The sequence below is a fragment of the Pseudoalteromonas sp. T1lg122 genome, assembly GCF_002964825.1.
Lineage (GTDB): Bacteria > Pseudomonadota > Gammaproteobacteria > Enterobacterales > Alteromonadaceae > Pseudoalteromonas > Pseudoalteromonas gelatinilytica.
This window is the reverse complement of the sequence record NZ_PQCG01000032.1, coordinates 521,620-534,497: the sequence shown is the minus strand read 5'-3', so window position 1 is coordinate 534,497 and position 12,878 is coordinate 521,620. Positions and strand designations below refer to the sequence as shown.

The 12,878-nt window shown below is 42.8% G+C and carries 11 protein-coding genes and 2 tRNA genes; all 13 read left to right on the top strand.

Annotated elements, in window-relative coordinates:
• Positions 1-4: 4 nt before the first annotated feature.
• The 13 genes from C2M33_RS14850 to C2M33_RS14790 all read left to right on the top strand — a co-directional run bounded on the left by C2M33_RS14850 (position 5) and on the right by C2M33_RS14790 (position 12,719).
• A tRNA-Arg gene (locus C2M33_RS14850) sits at positions 5-81 on the top strand.
• Between the two features lie 98 nt (positions 82-179).
• A tRNA-Arg gene (locus C2M33_RS14845) sits at positions 180-256 on the top strand.
• A gap of 776 nt (positions 257-1,032) precedes the next feature.
• The gene (locus C2M33_RS14840; RefSeq protein ID WP_063703402.1) at positions 1,033-2,469 is read left to right on the top strand and encodes an alpha/beta fold hydrolase; all 1,437 of its coding nucleotides are present in this window, start codon (positions 1,033-1,035) and stop codon (positions 2,467-2,469) included.
• Complete coding sequence (locus C2M33_RS14835) at positions 2,453-3,325, top strand: hypothetical protein (protein WP_105174806.1); 873 nt, start codon at positions 2,453-2,455, stop codon at positions 3,323-3,325. The genes C2M33_RS14840 and C2M33_RS14835 overlap by 17 nt, the downstream gene beginning before the upstream one ends.
• Before the next feature lie 160 nt (positions 3,326-3,485).
• Positions 3,486-4,796, top strand: a complete 1,311-nt coding sequence (locus C2M33_RS14830) for a hypothetical protein (RefSeq protein WP_105174805.1) — start codon at positions 3,486-3,488, stop codon at positions 4,794-4,796.
• A gap of 16 nt (positions 4,797-4,812) precedes the next feature.
• A complete protein-coding gene (locus tag C2M33_RS14825; protein WP_105174804.1) occupies positions 4,813-6,189 on the top strand; it encodes an SH3 domain-containing protein in 1,377 nt (458 codons plus the stop codon).
• A gap of 8 nt (positions 6,190-6,197) precedes the next feature.
• Positions 6,198-7,310 (top strand): dipeptide epimerase, encoded by a 1,113-nt coding sequence (locus C2M33_RS14820; RefSeq protein ID WP_105174803.1) that lies wholly within the window; start codon positions 6,198-6,200, stop codon positions 7,308-7,310.
• Complete coding sequence (locus C2M33_RS14815) at positions 7,307-8,056, top strand: L,D-transpeptidase family protein (protein ID WP_105174802.1); 750 nt, start codon at positions 7,307-7,309, stop codon at positions 8,054-8,056. The genes C2M33_RS14820 and C2M33_RS14815 overlap by 4 nt, the downstream gene beginning before the upstream one ends.
• A gap of 80 nt (positions 8,057-8,136) precedes the next feature.
• On the top strand, positions 8,137-9,705 hold the full coding sequence (locus tag C2M33_RS14810; RefSeq protein WP_105174801.1) for a sodium:solute symporter: 1,569 nt from the start codon (positions 8,137-8,139) through the stop codon (positions 9,703-9,705).
• Complete coding sequence (locus C2M33_RS14805; RefSeq protein ID WP_105174800.1) at positions 9,706-10,389, top strand: BadF/BadG/BcrA/BcrD ATPase family protein; 684 nt, start codon at positions 9,706-9,708, stop codon at positions 10,387-10,389.
• Positions 10,390-10,406: 17 nt separating this feature from the next.
• Complete coding sequence (locus C2M33_RS14800) at positions 10,407-10,616, top strand: hypothetical protein (protein ID WP_105174799.1); 210 nt, start codon at positions 10,407-10,409, stop codon at positions 10,614-10,616.
• The gene (gene murQ, locus C2M33_RS14795; RefSeq protein ID WP_105174798.1) at positions 10,606-11,541 is read left to right on the top strand and encodes an N-acetylmuramic acid 6-phosphate etherase; all 936 of its coding nucleotides are present in this window, start codon (positions 10,606-10,608) and stop codon (positions 11,539-11,541) included. The genes C2M33_RS14800 and murQ overlap by 11 nt, the downstream gene beginning before the upstream one ends.
• Positions 11,541-12,719 (top strand): exo-beta-N-acetylmuramidase NamZ family protein, encoded by a 1,179-nt coding sequence (locus tag C2M33_RS14790; protein ID WP_105174797.1) that lies wholly within the window; start codon positions 11,541-11,543, stop codon positions 12,717-12,719. The genes murQ and C2M33_RS14790 overlap by 1 nt, the downstream gene beginning before the upstream one ends.
• Positions 12,720-12,878 lie beyond the last annotated feature (159 nt).

Here is a 12,878-nt window from a genome sequence, read left to right as displayed (position 1 = left end):
CTGCGGACGCGTAGCTCAGCTGGATAGAGTACCTGGCTACGAACCAGGCGGTCGGAGGTTCGAATCCTCCCGCGTCCGCCACTTTCTCTTAGAAAGTGACATAAGCCGACAAGCTGTCGGTTTTTTTGTGTCTTTAAGATACAGTCAATGCAAGACTTAAACATGCATCATCACACTGCGGACGCGTAGCTCAGCTGGATAGAGTACCTGGCTACGAACCAGGCGGTCGGAGGTTCGAATCCTCCCGCGTCCGCCACTTTCTCTTTGAAAGTGACATAAACCGACGAAAGTCGGTTTTTTTGTGCCTGCAATTCGCGTAGGTGTGGTTGTAGGAGCGACTTCAGTCGTGAATAAACATACCGTTTTATTGCACCTCAATATTCTTTGGGCGACTTTGAACCACGCAGCCGGAGGTTCACTGTTTCAAAATACGTCCCGCGTCCGCCACTTTCTCTTTGAAAGTGACATAAACCGACGAAAGTCGGTTTTTTTGTGCCTACAATTTGCGTAGGAGCGTGAAAACACGATATAAATCTGTAGCAGCGATTTTATATCGCGTTTATTATCGCAATATTCGTAGGAGCGACTTCAGTCGTGAAAAAACATACCGTTTTATTGCACTCATTATTCTTTGGAAGACTTTGAACCACGCAGCCGGAGGTTCACTGTTTCAAAATACGTCCCGCGTCCGCCACTTTTCTCTCAAGTAGATTAAAAATGACATAAACCGACGAAAGTCGGTTTTTTTGTGCCTACAATTTGCGTAGGAGCGACTTCAGTCGCGAACATCACGCTTCCACACAATTAATTAAACCCCAACTCAAAATACAAAAAATGCACCCCGTAGGCGTGAAACGTGTTTCGCGCGTATCAAGATGCTGTCGCCATAAATGATGATCTACACCTCTCACATCTTGCTATCTATTCCAGAATAAGCATTTCTCAATGTTAGGTTCATGCTCATGCATTATTTACATTTAACCGACAAAGGGTACAATCTCGCTAATACAATAATAATTAAACCAATATCCCTTGCGTCTATTTCACTTATTCTTTTTTTATTGCATTTTGCTTGGTTCGTTTGCTGCGCAAAGCGAGCCAGTTGTATTGCAATCAACACCATTAAACCAACAACAAATCCAAGCACTCAAATTTGAATCTCCTATTAAAGCAGATTGGTTGTTTAGTACTTACCAAGAGTCCGTTTTTAATTCATCAATTTTGGTCTTAGAAGCCGGTGATAAAAAGGCGCCGCCTTTGCTGCTCGTGCATGGTTTAGGCGTATTAGGTATGCAAGATTGGTTTGGGGTTATTCCTCAACTCAGTAAACATTATCATGTTATTGCGATTGATTTACCTGGTTTTGCTCACTCAGAAAGCCCCGAAGGACGTTACTCTCCTCGCAATTATGCTGTTGTACTGGCGGAAGTGGTCGATCACTATATTGCTGAACCAACCACGGTTGTGGGTCACTCGATGGGGGGCGCGGTCAGCCTGTATTTTGCTGGCAAATACCGGGAGAAACTCAATAAATTGGTGTTAGTCGACGCGGCGGGTATCTTACATAAAGTGGCATTTATAAAGCCTATCTCCAACATACCTAAGCCTAATACTAAGCTACCTAAATTTCTCTCAACTAAGTTAGCTCAGCTCAATGATTTTACAACCGGACTCATTGAAGAAGGAGCGATAGATTCATACCTGACAGAGTTATTACAGCGTAGTGATGGTGCATGGAAGCTAGTAATGGGTGAAACACCGAATATGAATGCAGCACTGAGTTTAGTTGAGGAAGACTTTAGCGAGATTGTCAGCAATCTGAAAATAGAAACACATATTATTTGGGGTGAAGAAGATGCCGTCGCTCCATTACGAACTGCAAAAGTATTGAACAGCCAGCTAATCAATAGTGATTTAGCTACTTTGCCTGATGTGGGTCATGTGCCAATGAAGCAACAGCCCAGCCAGTTCTTAGCTTTATTAAATCGAGCGTTAACTGGGGAAGTTAAAAAACCAGCCAGTGCAGAAGTTTCAGATAAACAAATCGAGACATTTCACTGTGAAGATCAGCACAGTCGCGAGTTTTCAGGCCATTACCGTCATATGATTATTGAAGACTGTAATAATGTGTTACTTAAAAATGTGGTTGCTGAATCTATCCGTATTAAAGATTCTTTAGTGAGATTAGAAAATGTAAGCTTATCAGGGGCTAAACTCGCTTTAAATGTTAAGCGCTCTGTGGTTGAACTAACCAATGTCACTATTACGGCTCAACAAGGTGTAAAACTGAATGAAAGCCGATTTGATGGTGCTGGTGTGCAAATCAATGCATCTGAGCATGCAATAAGCGTTGTCGATGACAGCAATATTATATTCTCGTTAAGTAGAATCCATAGCCCGATATATCAAGGTTTGGCACATGATGCCATAGAAGTAGAAAAAGGAATTATTGATGACCGCTTTAAATAGCATCCCTTTTGTTAAATTAGCAACGTGCTCGCTGTTTTGTGTCGCTTTACTAAGTGGTTGCAAATCAACAAAGACTGAGCAACAACAATATGCTGATCTACAAGATAGTTTTAGTTATGAAACGTACAGGGGAGTGTCGAATACCAGTGTCGATACCATTGCTTATGGTTATAACAAACTGCAAAAAGAACAGTTAGAGCAAATAGGTGCAATTGAGCCAACACTGACTCATGCCATGATGAGCTACATTTTGAGCCTTGGTGTAAGTAAAGATTTTGCAATTGCTGAAAGCGACTTAGCGCTTGCTAAAGCGACTGATATGCGGGGTAAATATTTAGCATACAGTGCTCAGTCTTTGGCTTTTTATAACAAAGGCTGGCGTAAAATGGCTAAACAAAAAGCTGACTTCATTCGCACCGATCCTTTGTTTGCGACAGTGAGCCAGAGCTATCCAAAAGAGCAGCTTATTTCTTATCTCATTATTGGCAGTGTTGCAGTACGTGATGGTGACCTAGCGACAGCACAAAACATGTTTTATGTGATTGGTGAGCAGATTGAAAAACCCTGGCTACCAAGCTTAGCAAAAGCGTTAACGGTAACCCTAAATGGCTCAACAATAGACTCATTAATCATGCTAAAAGATATCAGCACAGACCCCTCTTTAAACGGCTATGAACGTGAGAAAATAGCCGAACTGATGGATGTTGCGCAAAGTAAGTTAAGCGATAAAAAGAAGCGTCAAAAGATCACCCGTATTGCCGACGGTTTCTTTCTCGACCGCATTAAGGATAAAAGCTCAACGCTATATCGAGATTTGATCACTGACTTACAAAAATACACTGAGCAAGTTCTTTAATCTCTTAAGAAGTTGAGTGTAGTTTCACACTCAACTTCACCTAAATCCTCACTGTTTCAAATCCTTTACGCATTAAAACCGAGTTAATTTGCTTCACGGTCAATTTGTGTTAAATTTAATAAAATATTCCAAAAATAATAACAAGTGGGAATTTTATTTTATGTATGCGAAAGGTGCATATCAAAACAGGCTGGCTATAAGTTGCACCCTGATACTCTTGGCAGGTTGTCAAACTAGCACAAAAACAGCCCCGTTAACCGACCAACAATACTTTGAGCAGGTGATGTTAGCGCCTGCTATTTTGCCAAACGATTTAACGAATACCGGTTGTTTATCGCTTGAGAGTGAAACTAAGCTGCAAAGCTATAAATCAGCGGCTGAGGTTAATTACCAGCAAACAGGTTGGCAAAACAGAGTGGCGGCTGATTGGCAGTATTTTTTATCCCCAGAGCAACCGGGCAAGCTACTTCTAATCGATTATCAAGTTCAAGCAGGACAACTAGCTTACCGGTATTTAAGTGACGGCAGCCATAATGAGTTGTATGAACCTTGGAGTTCATCAAAAATTCAAGCGTTTAGCGGTGCGCTGTCAAAAGTAAGGCAAACCCATCCAGAGCTTGGTGCTGCATCTTTTGCCGGTGATACAGCACTGGCTGATTTGATCAGCAGTATTAATAGTTACGAAGCATTTGGTAAAGCCGATGGTAATTCAAATGCGATAGCCAGTTATTTTGTCAATGTAGCAGGGCGTGAATATTTACGTGGGCTTTTTAATGAAGGCTGGCTAAAACTACAGGATCAGCGTTTGTTATTTAACGGCGCATATGGCTCAGAGCAGTTTATGCCATCAGACGAATACTGGCATAACCCTGTCAATAATGAGCTTGATGCAAAGATAGCTCGGTTCAAAGCAAGCAGTGATGATCCGGGCTATTTAGGGTATCGTTGTGAGAGCTGTGGTTTAACGGGCAACAAAGCAATGACCACACTTGCTCAAGCGGAATGGTTAAAACGTCTGGTTAGTCATCAGCGTGAACCAAGTACGCAAATGCCTTATTTACAAGCAAGTGATGTTGATGTGCTACTTAACGGCACAGGTCATACAGATGAACATGCCCCTGTAGGCGGTATGATGGTGGGTATCAGTCATATCGTTACAAATGCATTGGCAAATGTTATTGCGCCCAATGATAGTCGCTCAGCAAAAGAAGTGCTCGATAGCGCAACGAATGGGCAGTGGCGTGTTTGGCAAAAAATTGGCTGGGGGCCAAGTGAAACGCGCTCCACCACAGAAACGGTTATGTTGGCACATGTGTGTTTAGGCAATTATCAAGGTGGCCGTGAGTTTACGTTTAGTGTGCAGCAGTCAACTTTGGGGGCCGACGAAGCCAATTTGCCAACAGTCGGTAAGCAAATGCAGCAAAAATTGCAGCATGCTTTTACAAAATTATTAGATTCACGCGTTCAATAAGAATTAAGGTACAGCTATGCGTCGTTCAATTATCGCTTTATCAATCACTTTAGGTGTTGCTTTTAGTACACCTATGCATGCTGAGGGTTGGCAATCAGATGTAATCGGGGTCACGCAGTCACAGCTTTCGCCTAGCTACTGGCTAGCACAAGGTGCATCGGCAAAAGTGATCATGACTGAGGCGCAAATTGCAGCCTTCAACGAGAAATTAATTAAAGAAAATAAATACATAGTTGATCCTCTTTCATTTCAAAAATCACTCACTAAAGACGAGCTAACAAGCGCCATTCATTCAGCAAGTTCAATTCCAAAAAGCCCGCGCTTTTTTACCGATGGCCGACAACTCACCGCGAAAGACTTTGCTAAATATCAGGCAAATTTAAACCTTAACAAGGTCGTAGATAACAATGAGGTACGCTTTGCTGTGGTCGTTAAGCGCACCGCATTACGTACTTTTCCAACCTGGGATCGGGTTTTAAATAGCGGCCTTGATCAAGACTTAGATCGCTTTCAAGAAAGCGGGATGTTTCCGGGCGAAGCGGTTGCTGTATTACATCAAAGCGCAGATAAGAAATGGTTGTTAGTACGTGCTTACAACTATCTTGCGTGGACGCCTGCCGAAGATCTTGCCTTTGCTGATGCAGATAAAATAAAAGCTTATCGAGAACAAGATAACTTTTTGGTGGTAACCGGTGCAAAGGTCAATACTGCTTATGTGCCAAACGATGAAACCCTCTCAGAAGTTCAGCTCGATATGGGAGTACGCTTACCATTGGTTGATAATGAGCAAGTACCGTATTTGCTCAACGGCCAAAATAGCTATGCTAGCCATGTTGTACAGTTACCTACTCGAGATGAGCAAGGCAAACTGGTTATTAAACCTGCAATGATAAGTAAAACTGCCGATGTAAATTTAGGCTACCTAGACTACAACGAGCAGAATCTCATTAAACAGGGCTTTAAATTTTTAGGCGAGCGTTATGGTTGGGGTCATGATTACAATGGCCGTGACTGCACTGGATTTGTTGGTGAAATTTATAAGAGCTTTGGCCTACTAATGCCGCGTAATTCAGGGCAGCAAGGCAGTAGTGAATACGGGCAAAATAATCGCTTTGATAAAAATACTGCGGCAGATGATAAGTTACCGACGGTTAAAAATATGGCGATTGGCGATCTAATTTATATTCCGGGTCATGTAATGATGTACCTAGGGGAGCATCACGGTGAGCCTTATGTTATTCATGACGTTAAAGGCTTAGGTTATAACAAAGGCGATGGTAGTTTTTATAATAGTGCCTTGAATGGGGTGTCGGTCACGCCATTATTGCCACTTAGATTATCTCAAGAAACCAGCTACTTAGATCGTGTTTATAACATTAAGCGTATTCGCTAGAGGCCATTATGAAAATTAAAGCTGTTCGCTTTGCAAAGCTCAAAGTGCCATTAGTTACCCCATTTAAAACAGCACTGAGAGAAGTGAGTTTTATTGAGGATTTAGTGGTTTTAATCGACACCGAATGTGGCCAAATTGGCTATGGCTCTGCGGCTTCAACACCGGTTATTACAGGCGATACTCATCAAGGAATGATCGCGGTCATTCAGCAGTTTATTGCCCCTAAATTAGTGGGGCAAGAAATCGAAAACATTAATCAGCTTACCCACATTATTCAATCAACGGTGGTTGGTAACAGTAGTGCAAAAGCGGCGTTAGAGTTGGCGGTTTACGACTTGTGGGGCAAGCTCTATCAAGCGCCTTTATATAAGTTACTTGGCGGTGGTAAGTCAGAGTTAAAAACCGATATCACCATTAGCGTCGATAACATAGATAAAATGCTTAGTGACTGTCAGCGAGCGGTTGAGCAAGGCTTTGATGTATTAAAAATAAAAATCGGCAATAACCTTAATCAAGATATTGAACGTGTAAAAGCAATCCATGCAGGCTTTGCCGCTAAAACGCAGCTGCGTTTAGATGTAAACCAAGGCTGGAATGCCAAACAAACTGTGTTTGCACTACAGCAACTAGAGAAAGCAGGCGTGGTATTAGAGTTGGTTGAGCAGCCAGTAAAAAGCAGTGATATTCAAGGTCTCAAATATATTACTGAGCGAGTGAATGCCCCGATTATGGCCGATGAAAGCGCCTTTTCACCGAAGCAAGTGATCCAACTTTTAGAGCTTGGCGCAGTTGATATTATCAATATTAAATTAATGAAAACGGGCGGTTTAAGCCGAGCAATTGAGATTGCTAATATCACAGCCCAATACCAAGCAGAGTGTATGATAGGTTGTATGCTAGAGGGCAGTATTGCCGTTGCAGGGGCTGCACATTTAGCCTCTGCCAAAGCGCAGCAAATCAGTAAAATCGATTTAGATGGCCCAGCCCTTGGTCAATATGACCCTGTGCAAGGGGGCGTTGAATTTAGCGGCCCACAAATACGCTTATCGGATGCCCCTGGTCTTGGCATTGAATCAATAACGGGGCTTGAACTAATTACAAACGGAGTATGGCCAGCATGAAAAAACTAGTCAGTCTTATTGCAGTTATGAGTTTATCGGCTTGTGCCAGCAAAGAGTTACCTAAACCTATTATTGATAACAGTCATCAACAGCTCGTCGTGGTGGTAGCCAATGACAGTGATGCCATTGATGCCACCTTGTATCGCTTTGAAAAAACCGCTGGTAGCTGGCAACAACAAGGCCAGCAACACGCGGTGGTACTAGGTCGTACTGGCCTTGCGTGGGGAGTGGGGCTGCATCCGGCACAACCGGGTCAGCAAAAACAAGAAGGCGATGGTAAAGCGCCGGCAGGTATTTTTGAGCTTGGTACTGCTTTTGGTTATTTAGATTCATTGCAAACGAACCTCAGTTTTCAAGCAATGACAGCAAATGATTATTGTATCGATGTGAAAGGCTCACCGTTTTACAACCAATTGGTTGATAAAGCACAAGTTGGTGAAGACGCCGTAAAAGACTCTTCAGAATGGATGCGTCGTGATATATACAGCCAAGATAACCTTTATAAAAAAGGCATTGTTGTTAAGCATAACCCAAGCAATATCAATGGTGCGGGCAGTTGTATCTTTATGCATTTATGGCGTGCGCCAAGTAAGCCTACAGCAGGTTGTACAGCAATGACAGAAAGCGATATGGATGCGTTACTTGCTTGGTTAGATGAGCGTAAAAAGCCGCTATTAGTCAGCTTGACCAAAGCGCAATATCAACAAAAGCAAAGTCAGTGGCAATTACCTAACTTAGCTAAATAAAAATAATAAAATAAAAGTATTTTAATTTTGTCATAATGGTGGAATAATATATTCCATCAGGGTTTGGGTTAGGATAATAAATGAGTGCAAATTACGCTTTTCTCGATTGGCTAGTATTCGCAAGTTACGGTGCAATTTTATTGCTAAGTGGCTGGTGGTTTAATCGCAAACGCGCTAACTCAAGCCAAGATTTTTTTCTAGGCGGAAATAGCATGCCAACTTGGATGGTGGCTATTTCTGTTTTAGCGACTTCGCAATCAGCGGCAACATTTATTGGCGGGCCAGATCAAGGCTATCAAGGTGATTTTTCATATATTGCGACTAATATCGGTGCGTTTATTGCGGCATTTGTGGTGTCGGCGTTTTTAATTCCAAAGTTCTACCAGCAAAAAGTGTTCACTGTATATGAACTGCTTGAAAAACGTATTGGGCCAAAGGCCAAGCGCCGTAGCGGCATGATGTATTTATTTGGCCGTGTGTTTGCCAGTGGTGCTCGTTTATACATGGCCGCTATTGCTGTGGCGATGATTCTATATGGCAATATCGATGCCGATAGTGTGGTTATCGCGACTTTAGTGCTGGCGCTGGCGGGTCTGCTTTATACCTTTTTAGGGGGTATTCGCAGCGTTATTTATTCTGATGTACTGCAAAGTATCGTTTATGTCAGTGCGGCAATTGCAGTTATTTGGTGCTTGCTTAATGTTATTCCAGCTGATTTTTCAACCATTATTGCAACGCTGAATGAGCCAAGTCCTGGTGCAGATTCAAAACTCGCGCTGTTTAAATTTGATTTAGACTTTGGCCCGTCAGGGGTGTTTAACATGGCCTCTGTGTTAACGGGGTTTGTGCTATTAAACATCGCCGCATTTGGTTTAGACCAAGATATGACGCAGCGTTTATTAACCTGTAAAAGTCCAAAAGAAGGCAGTAAAGCGTTATTACTATCGGTGGTGATGGTGATCCCCGTTATGGCTATTTTTATCTTTATTGGTTTGCTGCTTTATATTGTTTATCAGCAACCTGCACTAATGAATAACGAAGCTGGGCAAACGGTCGTACAAGAATTTAATGGCGAAAAAATCACTATCTTTATGTACTACGTATTAAACGAAGTACCAGCCGGGGTTAAAGGTTTAGTCAGCGTGGGTATTATTGCTGCGGCTATTTCTACTTTGAACTCTGGGCTTAGTTCGATGTCTTCAGTCATCGTACAGGATATCTATCGCCCGTATTTAGAAAAACATAACAAGCAAGTAAGCGATCATCACTTTGTGAAAGCAGGTCGTGTAGGGATGGCACTGGTGAGCCTTGCCTTAGCGCTGATGGCTATTCTTTGTTATTTCTGGCAGCAATACAGTGATATGCCATTATTAAAATTTGCGCTAAGTGTAATGGTGTTCTCGTACAGCGGTTTGTTAGGTGTGTATTTTACGACCTTGTTCACCAAACGAGGCAGTGAAGGCTCAGTGTTAGCAGCGCTAATAGCGGGCTTTATGGTGACCTTACTAATGCAGCCGTACATGATTGACTGGCTACTACCTGAGTCAATGCGTTTTTACTTAGGCTTTACTTGGCAGCTGTGCATTGGCACTTTGCTTGCGACATTGGTGTGTTGCCTTGGTAAAGCGGCGCACGAGAAGAGTGCATAAATGGCCGTACGCTATGTTTTAGCCATCGATGGTGGTGGCACCAAAGTGTTAGCAGAGCTAAAAGAGCAGGCAAGTGGCGCTACTTTTCGTGCCCAAGCGGGTTCGGCATCAATTTCGAATGATCTTGATTTAGCGTTAGAAAACATTGTTAAAGTGACCCGTGATGTTTGCCAGCAAAGTGGCGCAGAGCCAAGTGAAATCGTCACCGTTATGGGTGTTGCTGGTGGCTCATCGCAGAGTCTTGCTGAGCAATTAACAGTGATGCTCAAGCTGATTTACGAAATAGAATTTGCCAGTTTGCAAATTACCAGCGATGCAATTACGTCACTATATGGTGCTAATCTTGGTGACCCATGTGTGGTTATTGCTCTTGGCACAGGTGCTGTCGGGGCACGATTAAACGCACAAAAGCAAACTAAGTTGGTGAGCGGCTGGGGTTTTACCGTTGATGATTTTGGCGGTGGAGCACGTATCGGCCTGATGGCTGTGCAGCAATTATTAAACGATATAGATATTTACGATTTACCAAAAAGCCGATTAACGATTCGTTTGAGTGAGCAGCTAGGATGCACTCGTCAAACAATTAGTAGTTGGCTTAAACAAGCAAAACCCGCGGATTATGCAGCATTTAGCCCGTTGGTGTTTAGCTACAAAACGACTGTGAGGCGGCAAAAACGGTATTAACAGAGCACACCCAATCGGTGGTTCGGTTAATAAATAAAAGCCGAGGTAACTCGCCGTTACCGGTGATTTTAATTGGTGGTTTGGCGAAAGTCAGCCAACCGTTATTGCCACTGGCCTTACAAAACGAATTATCTCCTTGTAAGGGAGATTCATTAACTGGTGCCGCCATTTTAGCGGCAAAGCATTACCATGACATTATTGAAAAAGGACAACCCAATGAGCCCTGAGCACGTCTTTAAGCAACAACGTGAGTTACTCGAAGAGTTAAACGGTATTGTCTCTGAAGGACAAAACCCAGACACTTTGGATATCGATCTGCTCAGCTCCACTGAGATCCTCACTAAAATCAATAATGAAGATCACAAAGTAGCGGGTGCCGTGAAACTTGTGATCCCACAAATTAGTGAAGCTGTCGATCATGTCGTTGAAGCATTTCAACAAGGTGGCAGGTTAATTTACATTGGTGCTGGCACCAGTGGTCGTTTGGGTATTTTGGATGCGGTTGAATGTGCGCCTACCTATAGCGTAAGCGATCAGCAAGTGCTTGGTATTATTGCTGGTGGTGACACCGCGGTTAAAAAAGCCGTAGAAGGCGCTGAAGATAGCACTACGTTTGCTATTGAAGACTTAAAAAATGCCAATTTAACCAGTAAAGATGTTGTGGTTGGCATTGCCGCCAGCGGTCGAACTCCTTATGTTTGCTCGGCAATTGAATACGCTAAATCACTTGGTTGTGTCACTGTGGGTGTCACTTGTAACCCTGATTCAGCGGTGATGCGTTTACCACAAATCGGCATTTGCCCCGTGGTGGGTGCAGAAGCTGTAACTGGCTCTACACGTATGAAATCGGGCACGGCACAAAAACTCGTACTGAATATGCTAAGCACAGCTAGCATGATCCGCACAGGTAAGGTGTATAAAAACCTGATGGTTGATGTAAATGCTAGTAATGAAAAGCTGCACGCTCGTGCTATTCGTATTGTGATGCAAGCAACAGATTGTACACAGCAGCAAGCAGTGGATGCATTAAAGCAAGCCGAGCAAAGCGCAAAACTGGCTATTTTAATTGTGTTAACCGGAAAACCAGCTCCTGAAGCAAAACAGTTATTGTCAAAAGCGGGTGGCTTTTTACGTAAGGCGGTTGAAGAATAATGCGTTTTTTAACTGTTTTATTTGTTAGTTGTCTAGCGCTTTTAGGTTGCCAAGAAACACCTGAACAAGCGCCTAAAAATGCACAGCCTTTACAGGTGGGCGCAGCCAATTTTCAAGCTTATGTACCTGCATTAACAGGGAAACGTGTTGGCTTGGTCGTTAATCAGACATCAGTGGTGAATGGTCAACATTTGGTTGATGCCTTACTTGATAAAGGCGTTGTCGTTAGCAAAATATTTGCTCCAGAGCATGGCTTTCGCGGCGACCATGACGCTGGTGCTCACGTTAAAAGCACAGTAGATGCTAAAACCGGCATTGATGTTGTGTCGATTTATGGCAGTAATAAAAAGCCAAGCCCTGAGATGCTTGCTGATTTAGACGTCATTATTTTTGATATTCAAGATGTTGGTGTTCGTTTTTACACTTATATCAGCTCAATGCACTACGTAATGGAAGCTGCCGCTGAAAATGGTAAACAGGTTGTGGTACTCGATAGACCAAACCCAAATATAGCCTATGTGGATGGACCTATCCTTGACCCAAAATTTCGCTCATTTGTTGGCATGCACGAAATTCCTGTTTTACACGGTATGACAGTGGCTGAACTTGCTCAAATGATCAAAGGTGAAGGCTGGATAAATGACGCTGATAAGCTTGAACTAAGTGTCGTGCCTGTTGCAAATTATGACCGTACTATGGCTTATGAGCTACCAATAAAGCCAAGCCCTAACTTACCGAATGCTCAATCAATTGCGCTATATCCATCTTTGTGTTTCTTTGAAGCAACGCCTGTAACTATTGGCCGTGGTACTGATTTTCCGTTTCAAGTTGTTGGTTACTCGCCAGTTAAACTCGGCGAATTTAGCTTTACGCCTAGGGCGATTAAAGGCGCTTCAATGCACCCTAAATTCAAAGGGGTCGAAGTATTTGGTCAAGACTTACGAGATGCTGATATTCATGGCCTAGATTTAAGCTTGTTTATTTCGGCTTATCAAAAGCTAAGTGCGAATGATCAAACGTTTTTTGAACGCGCTGATTTTATGGATAAACTTGCAGGGACTGATAAATTGCGTTTAGCCATTGAAGCCGGCCAAACAGAGCAACAAATAAAGCAAAGCTGGCAAGCCGATTTAAGTGCTTATAAACGCAAGCGCTCCGCGTATTTGCTGTATCAATAATACCTAACTAGCTAACTAACAACGAGGCGCTTGCCTCGTTTTTTTATGCCTATAAAAAGCTATGCTTTATTCATGAACTTGATTTGTAAGGATATACCATGAAAGTTCATTTACTTGCCGTATTTGCATTACTTGCTGGCTGCTCATAACTCCCAAACA